The sequence below is a fragment of the Paraburkholderia sp. JPY465 genome (assembly GCF_050436725.1).
GTDB lineage: Bacteria > Pseudomonadota > Gammaproteobacteria > Burkholderiales > Burkholderiaceae > Paraburkholderia > Paraburkholderia youngii.
This window is the reverse complement of the sequence record NZ_JBNDMT010000003.1, coordinates 697,249-713,919: the sequence shown is the minus strand read 5'-3', so window position 1 is coordinate 713,919 and position 16,671 is coordinate 697,249. Positions and strand designations below refer to the sequence as shown.

Below are 16,671 nucleotides of genomic sequence, written 5' to 3'. Positions count from 1 at the left end.
TCCATCAGGCCCGTTCGTCGCTCCCCTGCCGTGTGAAGTAGTCGTCGATGATGGCACGCACCTCAATTCGCAGACGGCCATCAGCTTTCGTCAGTACCTCCAGCAATAGCCGTTTCTCGCGCATGTAGACTGCTGCGAACTGCGGGTCGCGGGCCTCGACGGTACGCAGGTTCGATATGAGATCAGCCGCCTTGATGGTCTGCGCCGCAGCTGATGCATGTGCCGTATGCCTCCGGTCCAGTGCCTTTCGCGTGGCCCGGTCGCCGTCATCAGGTGTTGATATTGCGGTCAGCTCGCTCACAAGTCTCCCGACGCATACACCGAACTCCGCTTCGATCAATGCCAGCGGAACGGCGGTGTCCTCGACCGTATCGTGCAGCCAGGCGGCGGCGACCATTTCCGCCGTTACACCCGGCACCCGTGTCACCAGTTCGGCTACCTCAGCCAGATGCGTCGCATAAGGCTCGCCCACGTATTTGCGCCGCTGGTCAATGGCGGCGTGCGCACCAAGCGCAAACGCTCGCGCTCGGTCTATCAGCGCGAAATCCCGGTCTTTGTTTTTGTCGTTTTCCTTCATCGTCATCCTCAATCAAACGGTCACGTCTACGCATCAGCACGGCCCTTCTGGAACAGCGCCGCCCGATGATGGAAGCGTGGGCGCGGCACATCTTGTCGCTGTAATCGTTGCAGTCGCATCAATGAAAAACCCCGCCGAAGCGGGGCATGGTTCGCGTGCTTACGGGTTGATACTGTAACTTTGTACGAGGCGTAACTCGGGGATCGTCGCAGATCCATGCGCAGCTACCGGTATTCGTCAATCTCGACCGTCCCACCCATTGCTTCCATCATGGTGCGAATATCGTCGGGCACATCAGGTACGCGGTCGCCGCTCTCGTTGTCCCAGTAACAGAAGAAACGCATATGCGCGCCAGTGCGCTTAAGCAATTCCGGTAAATCTGATCGCGGTAGTGTCAAGTATTCAACAAGATAGCGAAGATGAGGCGTTAGTTGGTCGCTCGTGACTGCCTGCTCACTCGACACGCTCCATGTGCCTTGCCGCCAAGGGGTGCTGCTCATCTTGCCGGATGGCATTAACTTTGGTTGCCCTTTGGCTCCAGCGCGAGACGGTGATACGCCGAAATAGTCCGTCCAGAATTCGGGCGGCTCGGTGTCTTGGTAGATCGTGAACGATGCGTAGGCGAGTTGGTGTTTGGGTGCCATATTATTTCTCTCAAGGTGTCCAGCTATGCATGTTATCGATGATCGCGCCTCTGAACTCGACACCCCCATCGTCGTGCCAAATAACGTTGTCGTCCCCGCGCAATCGATTGTCCTCTTTCATCATGTGAATCATCTTGCCAAACGTCTTGCGGTCATACCCTAGCATTTTCGCTGCGTAGTCCGGATTGTTCGTGCTCGCGGCAAGTTCTTCGGTATCACCGCTCACTGTATCCGGCTGATACGTGAACCCCTGCGCGTTACCGAGGTTCTGCGGCGGGGTTCGTGAGCGTCCGCGACAAGTGCATGCCTGTGCGTAACCCAGGGCTTTGACCATGTCGTAACCGGATTTCATCTTGCGAACCCTGTCAAACGGAAAGAACTCGCCGGTCTCGACGTTCAGGGCTTGTGCAGACGGCATCGGCGGGAACTTGGAATAGATCGAATAGGTGATCTTGCAAAGGTCACAGACCTCCTCGTCCGTCGTCTGCGCTCCAGTGCCTTTCTGACTTTGTTCTTCCATTGCACTCCTCAAGAGTTTTCAGGCGATACCCCGCGAATTAACCATCGAAACGGACGAGGGTCAAACGCTTTAAATCGGGATAAGCCCGTTTTGACAATTATTTGCGACTGTGTCGGACATCTCGATTTCTATTGCATATTCCTGCTCGCGCAGGACGAAAAAACGGCGGCATTGTGCCGCCGTTATCGTCAGGGATCGAAACGGGTTAGTGTTGCGTCCATGAAGCGTCCATCGCCGCCAGTTTCGCGTTCACGCCTTGCGCAGCGTCAGCGAGAATCGCTGCCGCGTCTTCCGATGACAGTTGGCGCTGGGGAAGCCCCTTTGCGTCGAGCGCAAGCACGGTGAACAATTCCTGATCGCAGCAGTTAGCCTGGTAGTAGCTCTGGCCGGTCTGGATCATGATCTCCAGCAGGTTCCTGTGTTCGTGTCTTTCCTCGACAGTCACAGCAGGACTCCTGAACATCGAGGTCGCAAGCGTAATCAGGTGTCGGAGTTGCTGACCCTGCCGGTCGCAGGCGTGGAAGGCGGCAAGCGCGAGCTGTTCATACCGGAGAGCGTCCACAGGGGGACGGGCGGGAGACTGCTTTGTGGTTGGTTTGGTCATACGCTGTCCTGATTATCGTGAAGGATCGCCCGGACACATAGGGAGGCAGGTGAGCGGGCACGATAGCAAGGTTGGCAGACCGGTCCTGCAACCACAACCGGCAGACCCGAAGGTCTCCCCACCACGGCCCGCCCATTGGCAATGGACGTGCAGAGGTAGCGCACGACCTGCCTGAACAGGTGTGCGGGTTGCAGGATTTCAGGCTGCCAAGCCTGAGCCGTCGCTGTTTCGACGGCGCTTTGATTATAAACGTATGCAGAAAAGCTTAGTGCGCTTTCGTGTTGGTGAACTGTCAAATAGGATCGCTGAGCAAGTCACAAGCGCTTCACGCGCTTTTTGCACTCGCGCAACAAGGCATTCAGTTCGCGCAGTTGGCTCCGCCAGCGCGCGCTCATCATGCCGTGCGCGGTCGCATTGCCGGCGGATACCGCTTTACCCGCCTCGGTGCGCGGCCCCGTCGAGCTTTCCCACGGCTTCCACCGCCTTATCGCTTCGGCCTGCTTTGCCCGTTGCTCCGGTGTGCAGTGTCGTTTCGCCATTGCCGCTCGCTAATAGTTCGTTCGAAGGATTCGCGGAATTTTCCGCGCGCGCGTGAGGGTCGGGCGGCGCGCCGCCATTGCTGCCGTTGTTCACCTGCTGCGGGCCGTTCGCGATGTTCGCCTGTTTCACGAAGGCCACCGGACGCGGGTTCTTGATCTCCGTCAGCGCTTCGAGCGTCGCGCGGCTCTGTGCCTGCGCTTTCAGCGCCAGTGACAGATGCGCCTGAAACTGGTTCAGGTATTCGGAGAAAGCGGCCTTGCGCGCGCACTGGTTGAAAATCATGTCGAGCGTGTTGGCCTGGGCGATCAGCATCGCCTCGACGCCGGACATATCGCCGCCCTTCACGGCGTTGATCCGGGCGCGCAGTTCGCCCACGTAGGCGGTCAGGTCCACGCCCTCACCAAAGATACCCTCGGCGTACTTGCGGCCCGTCACGGCCCCGCGAACGACCGGGCTGGCCGCAATCATCGCATCGCGCTTTACCGGGTCGTCGTACTGACTCCCCGACAGCCCCAGCGCTGCCGGGTTGCGTTTTGGTGGCGGCGCGCTTGCTGCTTCCTTTGTCGCCTTCCTTTTCGCCACCATGTCACGGCCTCCGTTTGCAGCTTCGCGACGTCCCCACGCATGAGCCGCCGCAGCCTGGGCACCCGTGCCGGTCGTCCAGGCCTTCGAGCTTCCACGAGCGCGCCGCCAGCAGTGCGCGCGCCTCGGCCTCGGCGCGGCACTCGATCACCTTCGCATTGAAGTATTCGACGTTCGGCAACAGGTCCGCCAACGGACCATTGGCGGCGCGGCCCAGCGTGTCGGCATGGCGCTCGCGGGTCCAGCCTTCCGCGCGCGCCAGCTCGTCAATCATCGCGAACAGTTCGGCGCGCAGCCGCCGCACATTGTCCGCCGCAAGATACGGCCCCCAAGGCAGATACGCGCCGCCGTGCGGGTCGATCAAAGCCCCGGCGCAATCGTCCGGTACGGCTTGCGGATCGCTGGCGGCTTCCCCGGCTAACAGCGTGCCAGCGGCGGGCTCCCTCGCGCCTTCGCTGCGTTCCAGCAGATACGCCATGACCTCGGGCTTGTGGGCGGCAAGTTCCGGCTTGATCGTTGCCACTGCGCGCGCCGGTCCCTCGATGCCGATGCGCTCCCCCTCGATTGACAACGAGACGCCTAGGGCGGCGGCGCGCTCCACGATATCGGCGGCACTCATACCGAATCCTGAACACGGTCATCGTCGTCGGGCGGGTCGTTTTTCTCCGAAGAACCCGACTCCTGCGGCATGTCCCCTTCGGCAGAACCGTCCAAAGGGACAGACCGTAAAGCCACGCCGGGGCCGAAGGGGACAGCCGGCCCCGAAGGGGACATCGTATTTTGTTCAGTCTCCTTCGTGTCCCCTTCGGAATCTGTCCTCTTCGGTAGCGCCCATTGCCACCCCTCTTTCATGCTCAGCTTGCGCGTCTCGACGCCGAGCCGCGACGCCGCGCGCTGCATGGTCTTCCAGTTGAACCCCGCGCCGTCAGCATCCGCTTTCAGTTCACGCGCCCTCACCGGGCCGTCTGCAAGCAGACCGCGCAAGAGTGCTTCCGCCTCGGCCTGTTCGGTTTTCGCTTCGTCGTCCTGCTGCTCGACTTCGCCCAGGATATCGCGGGCGCTGCCGTCGATGCGCTCGCCCCAGGCAATGTGCTGTCCAATGATCCCAGCCTGAACCTCGACGCGCTCCAGCGTGTAGGCGAACCCGCCATCGTCCGCTGCAATGTTGGACTTCGCGCGGGCCAGAATCCGGCGTTCCGCGCCGTCGTCCTTCGCCGTCACCAGCACCATGCGCGCGAGTGCGCCAAACGCCTGTGAGCCGATCACGCGCTCTACAGGAGCCTTGCCGGACGATCCCTTGGCAAAGTGCGAGATGCCGATCACCGCGCAGCCGTGACGCGCCGCCAGATCAACCAGCGGTTGCAGGTCGCGGCGAACATCGTTAGCGCGGTGCGCGTCGCCACCAATGGCACTCACGACCGGATCGACGATCAGCAGCCGCGCGCCGCCCATGCTCGCCATGCGTTCGCTCAACAGCGGCATGTCGCGCGCCGGATCGAAGGGCACGAGTTCGCCGCCGGTCTTCGCCACGTTGCGGACAAGATGAATCCTCGACAGGTCCGCATCAGCGGCCATCAGGCGCGGCACCAACGTATCGCTCGCGTCGTCCTCACTGCTCCAGATCAGCACCTGGCCGGGGTGCGCACACGCGGTCCCGTCCGGCCACGCGCCCCCACGCGAGACGACGGCGGCCAGATCGAGTGCGAGTGTGGTCTTGCCGGTCCCCGACGCGCCCGCCAGTATGGTGAGCTTGCCTGCTGGCAACCAGTCCGGCCACAGCCACGTCACCGGCTGCGGCGTCACGTCTGCCGCGCATTGCAGCAGTACCGAGTCGGCGGGCGGCTCGGCACCGGCCCTGCCGTTTAATGGCGCAGCATGGGCAGTCGCCTTCGCCGCCTCTGCGTTCGCCGTCGCGAGTCGTTGCTTGCCAAGCTCGATCTGTTCGCGGCGGTTTTCGTTGAACTCGATCACTTCGGCGGCGCGCATCACATCAGCTTCGCTCCAGCGGCGATTATTCATAACGCCCCCTTGCGCGAACGCCGCGTGATCGCCGCCCACAGCGACGCGCGCGCGTTCTCCTCAATCCATTCGTGGTGTTCGCGCCATTCGTGCGGCATCATGCATGACTCGCAGCGCTGCAACTCCCTGTCGATCAGGTATTCGAAGCGCACAAGAAACGCCTCGGCGTCACGGCGGCGCGATCCCCGTACGGCGGCGCGGTGTTCCTGTTCGCGGACCTTCGGCGCTGAGGCCGCTTCGCTGCGCGCCGCCAATGTCGCCGGGCGGCGCGCTTGGACATTGGGCTGTGCGCCGCGCCACCGTGTCCAGAATGCAGCGCGGGCGGCGGCGAGCGCTTCGGCGTCGTCAGGCGGTGACGTCTGCGGTTCAATGGCTGCCGTATCCATTACGCGCCCCCTGTGAGCAGCTTCTGGATATCCGCGACCTTCCACGCAAGACGTCCATTGATGCGAATGGGGCGGATAGGGCCGTTTTCCAGACAGGCCCACTTACGCAGGGTCTGCGGGCGGCGGTTCAGGGCGACAGCAGCGGCCTCGGTCGTCAGGATGGCCTCAATGCCGTGTGCAACAGGGATGGTTTGCAGGGTGTTCATGTCAACGTCCAGTCGGGCCTTTCGCGGCGGTCCCTGGACGTTGATAACGTGCCGAATTCGTCTCAACGTCCGAAGGTTTCCGCCGTGGTCGGCCTGATGCTTCGGCGTTGATAGTTTCGAGTGGGGCGCTAGTGGTGACGCAAGAGTGGGAAGTGGGGTATTTGAAGTGGTGAGGTGGGGTATTTTTACCCCACTACCTCCGGGCGAACTTCTCGCGGTCCCTGATTGACACGCGTCCGGCCTTGCTCGCCTCCTTCCAGGCTTCGTTAAACGAGGAGTCGCCCGTTCCGAACAGCGCTACGTCCTCAGATTTGCAGCGCTCCCGGATTGCCTTCTTCCCGCCGGTCGGAATTGCATTGCGCTGATAATCGAGCGCGTCGGCAGCGCGCTCGATAGCCCTGATCTGGCGTTCGCGCCTGGACAAACGCGCATCACCGATACCGCTCCCGACAACAACGTCTGTCGCCACCTCGGCGCGCGGCTGTGGCCTAACTTCCGGCGCGGGCGGCACATGCTCGATATCAATGCGCAACCGGCTTTCCCGCAGAACCCCGAAAATCAGGCGGGGATAGAAACCAAACTCAGGCGACAGGCTACTGCCTGTCTGCAACGCCATGACGTAGCCCGCGACCCCCAGCAGGCCAGCACTGAGCACATCAACGCCGGCAATCCGTTGCAGATAAAGCTGGGCACGATTCGCGTCGAACCCCGTGGCAGGCTGTACCCCGTTCAATGCATCGCGCGTGATCCAGTCCGGGGCGCTGCCCGACTCCCTGAATGCCCTGTGTAGCAGCCTTGCGGCCTGCGACGGATCACAGGCGGGAATAACCACGCACATGCGACGCAGTACCTCGTTCACGTGGATGAAATTGGACTCGCCTGCGCTCAGAATTTCAGCGGCGGTAAGGGGGACTGGCGGTAGCAGCTTGGCCCGTTCAGCCAGCCCGGCGTCCTCGATCAGCCCCGCCTGCACCAGCACAATCCCGGTCTCCTGGGCTGCATTGCCGGGGTTCTTTTGTGAATCGAGCCATTCAAGCAGGGCTGCGGTCGCAACCGTTGTCAGATGCGGGTCAACCGGCGCGACCGGATTGCCTGTGATGCGATTGAGTTCCGGCCTGATATCGGCCTTCAGCTTCCCGCTCGTCACCGCGCGAACCAGAAGCCGCCGCGCCTCATCGGCTCCCCACTTACGCACAAGCAGCAGACTTTCGGCTTGCGCAAGCGTGAGAACATCGCGTTGCTTCAACTCACACACCCAGTCTTCAAGACGTGTCATGTGCCCCTCCAGCACGCCCTTCGGAAGGGCCCTGCCAGGCCGGGAAGGGAACCGGCTTTTCGCTCCGTCGAGCTAGACAGGGACATCGCGAATTATGCCTGCGTCCAGCGAGCTGCAGACTACCGGCTCTAGCTGACGGCTTGCAGGCCGCTCTTCCCCTCTTCGGCCTTGAACTCGATGCCAGCCTCTTCCAGCATCCACGCCTCGATGCGGCAATGCCACAGACGCAGCAGATCGAGCGGACGGCGACGGTAGTGTTTCTCGGCAATGGCGCTTGGCTTGTGGCCCTGAATTTGCGCAACCACGCCAACCGGGCATTCCACCCATTCAGACAGCGTGCCGAACGAGCGGCGCAGGCCGTGCAACGAGATATGCGGCAGGCCTGCCGCACGCAGCGCCTTGGCGTGGGCAATGCGCGGCTCGGCCAGCTTGCCGTCCTTGGCGGTCCGGCTACTGAATACCCACGGCGACGGCTCCCACTTCTCGCCGCGCGCTTCCATGCGCGTTAATGCCCGGACATTGGGCGGCGTGTCGTTACGCCGCTTCAGGTCAAGCAGCAGCGACGCCACATAGGGCGGCAACGGCACCACGCGCCCCTCGCTCTCCACCTTGTCCGACAGGCTAAGGCTCCCCCAGCGGAAATCGACGTCGGTCCACCGCAGCGCGGCCAGTTCCTCGCGGCGCGGTCCAACCAGCAGCAACGTTTGCAGGTAAGCAGCGATAACCGGATTCCCGATCTTGCGCATGCCATCGAACCACGCGCGCAACTGTTCGCGTTGCAGGCAATCGCCTTCGCGCGCCTTCGGGGAAGGTACGGCCTCCTTGACGGCTCTTGCTCGGTAAGCATCGGCGGGCACAAGAGACTGATACGCCGAGGTGTCCTCACACCACCGGATGAACGCTCGCAGTAAGCGATACGCAAGGGCAGCCAAAGCCGGTCGATCAGAAAGATGTTCGAGCCATTTGGCGATCCGCTCGCCGGTCAGTTCCGGCAGGCGCAGCATCATCAGTTCGGCGAGTGGCCCAGCTTGCGTGACACCGTTGCCGCGCTTCTTCTTGATACCACCAGTTGCTGCCAGCCGCACATGTTCAAGCATATGTCGTTCGCCCCACGCCTTTTCGACGCCACGCTGCTGGCGGTCCTTCTGATAGGCAAGATAGGCCTTCCACGCGTCGTCTACCGTCGCCTCACGCCGTTGCGCCGCCTCGCGCTTCGCGTCGGCGGCGGCGCGCTGCAGGGCTTCCTGTTCGCGCGGGTCGGTGCCCTTGTCGATCAGCACGCGCAGGTCGGCGGCATGCTGGCGGGCGTCCTCCAGCTTCCAGTTGGCAGGATCGCCGATGGTGCAGCGGATCGTGCGGCCGTGCAGGCGACCTTCGACAATGTAGGCTCGCGCGCCTGCCGAGGTGACCCGCAGGCCGAAGCCGCGCGTCTTGGCGTCGTACAGAATGGCCTGCTGTTTGCCGGGTTCGCACTGGAAGGCGGCGACGCGCGCCGCCGTGAGATTGGTTTTTGCCATTGGGGTTGCCTGAGAGTTCGGGGTGGCCGTGTAGGCGTCATGTAGGCAAATTCTATGGCAATCAAGCAATCTCGATCAACACAAAAATCAGATGGTTTTGCTTAAATCCCTTATACAGCCGGCAATTCTTTGCCTACATGAACACCAATCAACAAGCCGAAATATTAAAACGCACTGATTTGGGATCAGAGGGTCAAGGTTGGTCGAAGGTTCGAATCCTTTCGCTCCGACCACGAAAAGCAAGTCGAAACCCGCGAAGCCTCCGGCTTCGCGGGTTTTTGCTTTTTTGGCCCGCGCTCACCCGGACGCTGACAGCCAATCCATCAGGCACTCGCCTTGCAAATCATCATCCGTGCATGCGACAGTGCTTGCGCACGTACCTCGCTGCGAAGACGCGCAAACCCGCCGCAATGCCTTCCTAGGCCGCTCAAAAGGAGACTCTCATGGACCTGATCCTCTGGCGTCACGCCGAAGCAGAAGATGTCGCCTCGAGCGATCTCGCCCGCGCGCTCACGACGCGCGGCCGCAAGCAGGCGCAGAACGCCGCGAAATGGCTTCGCGCGCGCCTACCCGAGGACGCGGTCGTCCTCGCGAGCCCCGCCGTGCGCACGATCCAGACCGCCGAGACGTTGAGCGACCAGTATCGCGTCGTGCGCGAACTCGCGCCGAACGCGAGCGCGAACGATGTCCTCGAAGCGGCCGGCTGGCCCGGCGGCATCGCGCAGACCGTGGTGATCGTCGGCCATCAACCGACGCTCGGCCACGTCGCCGCGCAACTGCTCGGCGACAGCCGCGCGAGCTGGCCGCTGAAAAAAGCGGGCATCTGGTGGATCGAGAGCCGTGAGCGCCACGGCGAAGAGGAGGCGGTGTTGCGCGCCGCCATCAGTCCCGATCTGATCTGAGCGCGCGCGTCGCGCGACGCATCCGACTTTACGGGCACGCACGCGAGGGCTTACGGGCAGTCATCCAATCGTCACAGCTTTGCCATGCGAGCGTCACCGCGCGTTACTACATTGGCGAAAAAAGAAATCCTCCCTCTTTTCGACCAGGACAGCCAATGCGAGAACTGCCCACGCCCACCCTGCCCTTCGCCTCGCTTTTCGAACCGCGCCGTCTGCCCCGCGCCGAGGAAACGGTCACCGCGCAGCATCGCCTGCAAGTCTCGTGGGCGCGTACCGACGAAGAGCTGCGTGAAGCGCAGCGTCTACGCTATCGCGTCTTCGCCGACGAAATGGGCGCGCGCCTGAGCGGCCCCGCCGGCCTCGACGTCGATGCGTTCGATTCGTACTGCGACCATTTGCTGGTACGCGATCTCGACACGTTGAAAGTAGTCGGTACCTATCGCGCGTTGCCGCCGCATCAGGCCGCGCGCATCGGCCGTCTGTATGCGGAAAGCGAGTTCGACGTGTCGCGTCTCACGCATCTGCGCGCGAAGATGGTCGAGGTCGGCCGCTCGTGCGTGCATCCCGACTATCGCAGCGGTTCTGTGATCATGTCGCTGTGGGCAGGGCTCGGCGCGTACATGAAGCACAACGGCTACGAGACGATGCTCGGCTGCGCGAGCGTCGCGATGGCCGACGGCGGCCACTATGCGGCAAACCTGTATTGCTCGCTGCGTGACAACGCGCTGACCGCGCCCGAATATCGCGCGTTCCCACATACACCGCTGCCGGTAGACGACCTGCAGACCGGCGCCGCCGTCGCGCCGCCGCCGCTCGTGAAGGGCTACTTGCGACTCGGCGCGAAGATTTGCGGCGCACCGGCGTGGGACCCCGACTTCAATACCGCGGACTTCCTGACGCTGTTCCGCCTGTCCGATATCAACGCCCGCTACGCGCGGCACTTCCTCGGCGATGCGTTGCCGCGATAAGCTGCATCACCGGATCGGCATAGGGGGCAGCCATCGGGCTGCGCCCCTGCCACACCACCCGGCATGCGGGTCCGCACCGGGCGGTTCGGGAAGTTGAGGTCATGAGAGACGGGGCAAACCCAGCCGGTCGAACCACGCCACCGTGAACAGTCTGCTTAGCAGCCTGCCGCTGTTGCGCCACCAGCGACGGCCGTTGGCCGCCACCCGTCGCGCCACATCAACGGCGGCGCCCATCGCGCGCAGTTCGCGGTACATCGTCGTACCGCGCTTCCACTGCTTGAGCTGGATTGCGCGCAGTCGGTGACGCAACCACTTGTCCAGCTCACGCCAGACCTTCGGTGTCTGCGCCAGACGGAAGTACGCCTTCCAGCCCAGCAGGTACGCGCGTACCTGTCGCACCACTTCCCGCAGGCTGCGCCCGCATGAACGAGCGGTCAGTTCCCGGATGCGTTGCCGAAACGTCGCCAGCGGTTTGTCCGCCACGCGGCGCTTGACCTCGCGTCCGGGTGCCACCCAGAAGCTGTAGCCCAGGAACTTGCGTCCAAACACGCTGGCCACTGCGCTTTTGGTCTCGTTGACCTTCAAACGCAGTCGCCCGTACAGCCGCCGCAGCAACGCCATCACCCGTTCGCCCGCGCGCCGACTGCGAACGTACACGTTCGCGTCGTCGGCATAGCGCGCGAAGCAGTGACCGCGCCGCTCCAGTTCCTTGTCCACCTCGTCGAGCAACACGTTGGCCAGCAACGGCGATAGCGGCCCGCCCTGCGGCGTGCCCTGTTCGCGCTGCTGAACCACACCGCCATCCATGATGCCGCTCGTCAGATACGCCCGGATCAGCCGGATCACCCCGGCGTCCCCAATACGTTTCTGTAGACGGTCGATCAGGATGTCGTGGTTGACCCGGTCGAAGAACTTCTCCAGATCAACGTCCACCACGATTCGCCGGCCCGACTGCACGTACGACTGCGCGGCAAGCACCGCATCGTGCGCACGCCGTCCGGGCCGGAAACCATAGCTGTGCGCGCTGAAGGTGGGGTCCAGAACCGGTTGCAGCACCTGCAGCAGCGCCTGCTGGATCAGCCGGTCCGTCACCGTCGGGATGCCAAGCTCGCGCTCGCTTCCGTCCGGTTTCGGGATCGTCACCCGCCGTACCGGGCTGGGCCGGTACGTCCCCTTCAGCAACTGTTCACGGATCGCCGGCCACGCCGTCACCAGATGGCGCGACGTCTGGTCAATGTCCAGACCGTCCACGCCAGCGGCTCCCTTGTTGGCCCGTACCCGTTTGAATGCCTGCTTCAGGTTCTCTCTCGTCAGCGCCGCCATCAGCAGCGCTGACCCTGTGTCCCCGGATTCATGGCGCGGGCAACAGGCTTCGTCGCTCACGGGCATAGACGCAGCTTCACCGCGTGTGCCTCCCGCTCGCCCCGCTTGCACGGGCTTCTGACGCAGTACCTGTCGCATCGACATGACGCTGGACACTCCTTCCCGTTTGGCCCTTCGTCACCAGCTTCGGACTCATCGACCTGTCCTGTGACTACTACGGCCTCTGCTGACTCCTCGCTCCGGCTCGACGCCGTCACCCTTTCAGGCATGAGGCGAGGCCTCCCCAGGTAAGAACGCACTCCTTCATCGCACAACCGCCGCATCTACGCCACTTCACCTTGGTCACGAGAGCTTCGCGGTTTTTCGCCCGCTCGCCCTGCTCGGCAGCGCCTTCTATACGGTTCTTGTTCATCGGCTCGCGATTTACGCTCCACGCTTCCTCCCCACATCCGGTCGCCCTCGTGCAGTTGCGCTTCACTTCATTCGCTGTGACCAGCTTATGGCGGGACTTACACCCGCAGGAATGCGCCCATGCTGGGCGCACGAAACGAAAAAGCCCTGCATTTGCAGGGCTTTTTTTGTGCACGCGCACGCTGCGAATCGAAGCGTGCGTCGATCGGCGCGACATCAATCGTCGGTATAAACCACGCGATACGGAATCCCGACTTTCTCCCACTCCGCGGCTTCCTGGATCAGGCTGTAGTCCGTCAATGGATTGTTGGCGACCCACTCATTCGGCAAACGCACTTCGTAACCGCCGTTCGCCTGAGCAACCGTGATACCCGGCAGGCCGACGTCCGCGCGTCGACGGCACAGCAACGCCGCGAGCCGCAGGCAGAACAGCAGCGGCCATTCGACGTCGCGCGTCTGCGACAGCTTGCCGAGCTTGCCCGCGTGGCCGAGCACGAGCGCGGCGAGGCGTGCCTGATCGGTGCGCGAAAAGCCGGGCATGTCGGCGTTGCTTGCGATATACGCCGAATGCTTGTGATAAGCGCTATGCGAGATCGACAGCCCGATTTCGTGCAGCGACGCCGCCCAGCCGATGAACATGCGGTTCTCCGCGCGGCGTTCTTCGTCCGGTTCGATGAACTGATCGTAGAAGCTCGTCGACAGATCGCTGATACGCCCCGCCTGCGCACGATCGACGCCGTAGCGCCGCATGAAGCCGCCGACCGTCACCGTCCGCATGTCCTCGTGCTGCGAACGGCCGAGCAGGTCGTACATCACGCCGAGACGCAGCGCGCCGTCGGTGGTGTCGACATAGTCGACGCCCAGTTCGTCGAACACCGCGATCATGATCGACAGGCCGCCCGCGAGCACCGGCACGCGGTCGCTCTTCAGCGCGATCAGCTTCAGCCGGTTGACGTTCTCTGCCTTGATCAGTGCGCGCTTGAGCCGCTCGAGGCCGCCGCGCGAAATGCCGTGCGTGACGCCGGCATCGTTGAAATTGTTCGCCTCGACCAGTTCGGCGAGCGCGCGGGCGGTGCCCGATGAGCCGATCGCCTGCTCCCAGCCGGTCTTCTTGTATTCGGCGGAAATGATCTGGATTTCGCGGCGCGCGGCGAGTTCGGCCTGACGCATCGTGTATTCGTCGACGTTGCCGGCCGGGAAAAACGTGCGGCTATGGCTCACGCAGCCGATATACAGGCTCTCCATCTTGATCGGCGTGTAGTGCGAGCCGATGATGAATTCCGTCGAACCGCCGCCAATATCGACGACGAGCCGCTTGCCCGCGCTCGCCGGCACCGAGTGAGCGGCGCCTGCATAAATCAGGCGCGCTTCCTCACGCCCCGCGATCACTTCGATCGGAAAACCGAGCGCCGCCTGCGCTTCGCCGAGAAACTCGCCCGCATTCTTCGCGATGCGCAGCGTATTGGTCGCGACCGCGCGCACGTGGTCGGGGTGAAAATCGCGCAGACGCTCGCCGAAGCGCTTCAGCGCATCCCAGCCACGCACCTGCGAGGCGCGATCGAGCATTTTGTCGCTCGATAGCCCGGCCGCGAGCCGCACCGGCTCGCGCAAGGCGTCGACCTGATAGATCTGGCTGCCCGCGTCGGTTTCCTCGACCCGGCCCACGATGAGCCGGAAGCTGTTCGAACCGAGATCCACGGCGGCGAGGAGATGAGGGATATTGACCATCGGGTAAGCGTACTCCATGCGCGCGAGCGCGGCGGCTGCGGCTGCGGGCGTGGCGGCGGACGCTGGCAGCGCCACGCGCCTGCCCGGCGCCTTCGACGCATGATGCGCGTCGCGGCCGGCCGCACTGTTCAAAGACGCCATTCTAAGCGTAGCAGCCTTCACGGTGTCACCTCGCGGCGCAGGGAGTTCGGTATCGTCGCATAGGTAGCGCGTCATATTGACGACAGCCGACGATTGCGGCATAAAATGTTTAAAACACCGCCGATGTCATCAGGACGTCATCAAATCGTGAGAATTTCCGAGCGTCTTTCCGTCGCCATTTCAGACATTCCAATCTCGCCACCGATGTCCGTCCGCTATCCCCTATTGAATCGCGAGCTGGGCATTCTGGGTTTCAACGAGCGCGTGCTGGCGCAAGCCGCCGATCCCGCCGTCCCCCTGCTCGAACGTCTCCGTTTTATCTGCATCACCAGTAGCAATCTCGACGAATTCTTCGAAGTCCGCATGGCCGGGCTTCAGGAACAGATGCGCGACAACCCCGGCGCATTGTCGCCCGACGGCATGTCGCTGCAGCACGTGTACGACCTCGTGGTCGAACGTGCGCAGAAGCTCGTGCATCGCCAGTACACGATGCTGCACGACACGGTGCTCACCGCGCTCGAGGAGGAAGGCATCTATTTCCACGGCACCGAAGCATGGAGCGACGCGCAGACCGAATGGGCGCGTAACTACTTCTTCGACGAACTGCTGCCGGTGTTAACGCCGATCGGTCTCGACCCCGCGCATCCGTTTCCGCGCGTGCTGAACAAGAGCCTGAACTTCGTCGTCGAGCTCGAGGGCAAGGATGCATTCGGCCGCCAAGCGATGATGGGCATCGTGCAGGCGCCGCGCGCGCTGCCGCGCCTCGTGCGCATGCCGCAGGAGCTGTCGGGCTATCCGCATGGCTTCGTGCTGCTGAGCTCGCTGCTGCAGCGCTTCGTCGGCGAGCTGTTTCCGAATCTCGTCGTGCGCAGCTGCAATCAGTTTCGCATCACCCGCAATAGCGAACTGTTCGTCGACGAAGACGAAATCACCAATCTGCGCGTCGCGTTGCAGGGCGAACTGCCGGCGCGGCATCTTGGCAATGCGGTGCGGCTCGAAGTGTCGGCGGAAACGCCCGCGCACGTAGTGCGGCGCCTGCTCGACGAAAGCGGTCTGTCGAACAAGGACTGCTACTACGTGAACGGCCCCGTCAACCTGGTGCGGCTGATGCAATTGCCCGAGATGGTCGACCGGCCAGATCTGAAGTTCGTGCCGCATATTCCGTCGACGCCGCCCCAAATCGCCAATGCCGCGAGCATGTTCGACGTGATCGACCAAGGCGACGTGCTGCTGCATCATCCGTACGAGAGCTTCCAGCCGGTGCTCGAACTGCTGCTGCAGGCCGCCAAGGACCCGAACGTGGTCGCGATCAAGCAGACCATCTATCGCACCGGCACCGACTCGCCGCTGATGGACGCGCTGATGCAGGCCGCGCGCAACGGCAAGGAAGTCACGGTGGTCGTCGAACTGCTCGCGCGCTTCGATGAGGAAACCAACATCAATTGGGCCTCGCAGCTCGAAGCGGTAGGCGCGCATGTAGTCTACGGCGTGGTCGGCCACAAGTGCCACGCGAAGATGATGCTGATCGTGCGACGCGTATTGGCGGGCGGCAAGTCGACCCTGAAGCGCTACGCGCACCTGGGTACCGGCAACTATCACCCGCGCACCGCGCGCCTCTATACCGACTTCGGTCTGATGACCGCCGATCAGAAGATCTGCGAGGACGTGCACCATGTATTCCAGCAGCTGACCGGCATCGGCGGCGAACTCAAGCTGCACGAACTGTGGCAATCGCCGTTCACGCTGCATCCGAAGCTCGTCGAAGCGATCCGCAAGGAAGCCGAGCACGCACGGGCGGGCAGGAAGGCACGCATCGTCGCGAAGATGAACGCGCTGCTCGAGCCGACGGTGATCGCCGAACTGTACGAAGCAGCGCAGGCCGGCGTGAAGATCGATCTGATCGTGCGCGGTGTGTGCTCGCTGCAGCCGGGCGTGCCAGGACTCTCCGAGAACATCACGGTGCGCTCGATCGTCGGGCGCTTTCTCGAACATCATCGCATCTACTATTTCTACGACGGCGGCAAGGAGCAGGTCTATCTGTCGAGCGCCGACTGGATGGATCGCAATCTGTTCCGGCGCGTCGAAGTCGCATTTCCGGTCAACAACCGGCGGCTGAAACGGCGCGTGATCGCGGAAGGGCTATCGGCGTTTCTCGGCGACAACCAGTCGGCCTGGTTGATGCAAAGCGATGGTCACTATCGCCGGCGCCGGCCGGGCAAGGCGTCGCGCAATGCGCAGATGAGCCTGCTCGGCAAGTTCTGTTCGTAGTCGCCCGTGTTGCGGGTGCTCGCCGCGACGGCGGGCACCTGACGATCTGCGCGCATAAA

The 16,671-nt window shown here is 63.1% G+C and carries 17 protein-coding genes; 3 read left to right on the top strand and 14 right to left on the bottom strand.

The window, feature by feature from the left end; translation table 11 throughout:
* Window positions 1–4 precede the first annotated feature (4 nt).
* From QFZ94_RS17920 to QFZ94_RS17870, 11 genes are all read right to left on the bottom strand, one after another.
* Window positions 5–577 carry an HD domain-containing protein gene (locus QFZ94_RS17920; protein WP_429458542.1) on the bottom strand — a complete coding sequence of 191 codons (573 nt, stop codon included), beginning with the start codon at window positions 575–577 and terminating at the stop codon, window positions 5–7.
* Window positions 578–801: 224 nt separating this feature from the next.
* The gene (locus tag QFZ94_RS17915) at window positions 802–1,221 is read right to left on the bottom strand and encodes a DUF4279 domain-containing protein (protein ID WP_429458541.1); all 420 of its coding nucleotides are present in this window, start codon (window positions 1,219–1,221) and stop codon (window positions 802–804) included.
* A gap of 10 nt (window positions 1,222–1,231) precedes the next feature.
* Window positions 1,232–1,741, bottom strand: coding sequence for a hypothetical protein (locus tag QFZ94_RS17910; RefSeq protein WP_429458539.1), 510 nt, complete (start codon window positions 1,739–1,741; stop codon window positions 1,232–1,234).
* A gap of 205 nt (window positions 1,742–1,946) precedes the next feature.
* Window positions 1,947–2,345 carry a hypothetical protein gene (locus tag QFZ94_RS17905; protein ID WP_429458537.1) on the bottom strand — a complete coding sequence of 133 codons (399 nt, stop codon included), beginning with the start codon at window positions 2,343–2,345 and terminating at the stop codon, window positions 1,947–1,949.
* Window positions 2,346–2,777: 432 nt separating this feature from the next.
* The gene (locus QFZ94_RS17900) at window positions 2,778–3,470 is read right to left on the bottom strand and encodes a hypothetical protein (protein ID WP_429458535.1); all 693 of its coding nucleotides are present in this window, start codon (window positions 3,468–3,470) and stop codon (window positions 2,778–2,780) included.
* 1 nt (window position 3,471) lies between these two features.
* Window positions 3,472–4,086: a hypothetical protein gene (locus QFZ94_RS17895; RefSeq protein WP_429458533.1), complete on the bottom strand. Its 615-nt coding sequence runs from the start codon at window positions 4,084–4,086 to the stop codon at window positions 3,472–3,474.
* The gene (locus QFZ94_RS17890; protein WP_429458531.1) at window positions 4,083–5,486 is read right to left on the bottom strand and encodes an AAA family ATPase; all 1,404 of its coding nucleotides are present in this window, start codon (window positions 5,484–5,486) and stop codon (window positions 4,083–4,085) included. The genes QFZ94_RS17895 and QFZ94_RS17890 overlap by 4 nt, the downstream gene beginning before the upstream one ends.
* Window positions 5,483–5,872, bottom strand: a complete 390-nt coding sequence (locus tag QFZ94_RS17885) for a hypothetical protein (protein ID WP_429458529.1) — start codon at window positions 5,870–5,872, stop codon at window positions 5,483–5,485. Before QFZ94_RS17885 ends, QFZ94_RS17890 begins: the two co-directional genes overlap by 4 nt.
* Window positions 5,872–6,078 (bottom strand): DNA-binding protein, encoded by a 207-nt coding sequence (locus QFZ94_RS17880; protein WP_429458527.1) that lies wholly within the window; start codon window positions 6,076–6,078, stop codon window positions 5,872–5,874. The genes QFZ94_RS17885 and QFZ94_RS17880 overlap by 1 nt, the downstream gene beginning before the upstream one ends.
* 193 nt (window positions 6,079–6,271) lie before the next feature.
* The gene (locus QFZ94_RS17875) at window positions 6,272–7,354 is read right to left on the bottom strand and encodes a hypothetical protein (RefSeq protein ID WP_429458525.1); all 1,083 of its coding nucleotides are present in this window, start codon (window positions 7,352–7,354) and stop codon (window positions 6,272–6,274) included.
* Between the two features lie 128 nt (window positions 7,355–7,482).
* A complete protein-coding gene (locus QFZ94_RS17870; RefSeq protein WP_429458523.1) occupies window positions 7,483–8,871 on the bottom strand; it encodes an integrase arm-type DNA-binding domain-containing protein in 1,389 nt (462 codons plus the stop codon).
* Window positions 8,872–9,314: 443 nt separating this feature from the next.
* Here QFZ94_RS17870 and QFZ94_RS17865 point away from each other — a divergent pair, with 443 nt between their 5' ends.
* Entirely contained in the window at window positions 9,315–9,773 is a 459-nt protein-coding gene (locus QFZ94_RS17865) for a SixA phosphatase family protein (RefSeq protein ID WP_368585253.1), read from the top strand.
* Window positions 9,774–9,928: 155 nt separating this feature from the next.
* Window positions 9,929–10,741, top strand: coding sequence for a GNAT family N-acetyltransferase (locus QFZ94_RS17860; protein WP_013089997.1), 813 nt, complete (start codon window positions 9,929–9,931; stop codon window positions 10,739–10,741).
* A gap of 99 nt (window positions 10,742–10,840) precedes the next feature.
* Here QFZ94_RS17860 and ltrA read toward each other — a convergent pair whose 3' ends face one another.
* The 3 genes from ltrA to ppx form a co-directional block, all read right to left on the bottom strand.
* The gene (gene ltrA, locus QFZ94_RS17855; protein WP_429456418.1) at window positions 10,841–12,208 is read right to left on the bottom strand and encodes a group II intron reverse transcriptase/maturase; all 1,368 of its coding nucleotides are present in this window, start codon (window positions 12,206–12,208) and stop codon (window positions 10,841–10,843) included.
* A gap of 109 nt (window positions 12,209–12,317) precedes the next feature.
* Complete coding sequence (locus tag QFZ94_RS17850) at window positions 12,318–12,476, bottom strand: hypothetical protein (RefSeq protein WP_429456375.1); 159 nt, start codon at window positions 12,474–12,476, stop codon at window positions 12,318–12,320.
* 215 nt (window positions 12,477–12,691) lie between these two features.
* A complete protein-coding gene (ppx, locus tag QFZ94_RS17845) occupies window positions 12,692–14,344 on the bottom strand; it encodes an exopolyphosphatase (protein WP_018433461.1) in 1,653 nt (550 codons plus the stop codon).
* Window positions 14,345–14,548: 204 nt separating this feature from the next.
* Between ppx and ppk1 the strand changes: the two genes are divergently transcribed.
* Window positions 14,549–16,612, top strand: a complete 2,064-nt coding sequence (gene ppk1 / locus QFZ94_RS17840) for a polyphosphate kinase 1 (protein ID WP_368585251.1) — start codon at window positions 14,549–14,551, stop codon at window positions 16,610–16,612.
* Window positions 16,613–16,671: the final 59 nt, after the last annotated feature.

Coding starts and splice junctions, on each gene's coding strand:
- QFZ94_RS17880 (WP_429458527.1), bottom strand. CDS start 6,078: ATGAACACCCTGCAAACCATCCCTGTTGCACACGGCATTGAGGCCATC.
- QFZ94_RS17885 (WP_429458529.1), bottom strand. CDS start 5,872: ATGGATACGGCAGCCATTGAACCGCAGACGTCACCGCCTGACGACGCC.
- QFZ94_RS17875 (WP_429458525.1), bottom strand. CDS start 7,354: ATGACACGTCTTGAAGACTGGGTGTGTGAGTTGAAGCAACGCGATGTT.
- QFZ94_RS17905 (WP_429458537.1), bottom strand. CDS start 2,345: ATGACCAAACCAACCACAAAGCAGTCTCCCGCCCGTCCCCCTGTGGAC.
- ltrA (WP_429456418.1), bottom strand. CDS start 12,208: ATGTCGATGCGACAGGTACTGCGTCAGAAGCCCGTGCAAGCGGGGCGA.
- QFZ94_RS17915 (WP_429458541.1), bottom strand. CDS start 1,221: ATGGCACCCAAACACCAACTCGCCTACGCATCGTTCACGATCTACCAA.
- QFZ94_RS17920 (WP_429458542.1), bottom strand. CDS start 577: ATGAAGGAAAACGACAAAAACAAAGACCGGGATTTCGCGCTGATAGAC.
- QFZ94_RS17865 (WP_368585253.1), top strand. CDS start 9,315: ATGGACCTGATCCTCTGGCGTCACGCCGAAGCAGAAGATGTCGCCTCG.
- QFZ94_RS17860 (WP_013089997.1), top strand. CDS start 9,929: ATGCGAGAACTGCCCACGCCCACCCTGCCCTTCGCCTCGCTTTTCGAA.
- QFZ94_RS17895 (WP_429458533.1), bottom strand. CDS start 4,086: ATGAGTGCCGCCGATATCGTGGAGCGCGCCGCCGCCCTAGGCGTCTCG.
- QFZ94_RS17910 (WP_429458539.1), bottom strand. CDS start 1,741: ATGGAAGAACAAAGTCAGAAAGGCACTGGAGCGCAGACGACGGACGAG.
- ppx (WP_018433461.1), bottom strand. CDS start 14,344: ATGGCGTCTTTGAACAGTGCGGCCGGCCGCGACGCGCATCATGCGTCG.
- QFZ94_RS17900 (WP_429458535.1), bottom strand. CDS start 3,470: ATGGTGGCGAAAAGGAAGGCGACAAAGGAAGCAGCAAGCGCGCCGCCA.
- ppk1 (WP_368585251.1), top strand. CDS start 14,549: ATGTCCGTCCGCTATCCCCTATTGAATCGCGAGCTGGGCATTCTGGGT.
- QFZ94_RS17850 (WP_429456375.1), bottom strand. CDS start 12,476: ATGAACAAGAACCGTATAGAAGGCGCTGCCGAGCAGGGCGAGCGGGCG.
- QFZ94_RS17890 (WP_429458531.1), bottom strand. CDS start 5,486: ATGAATAATCGCCGCTGGAGCGAAGCTGATGTGATGCGCGCCGCCGAA.
- QFZ94_RS17870 (WP_429458523.1), bottom strand. CDS start 8,871: ATGGCAAAAACCAATCTCACGGCGGCGCGCGTCGCCGCCTTCCAGTGC.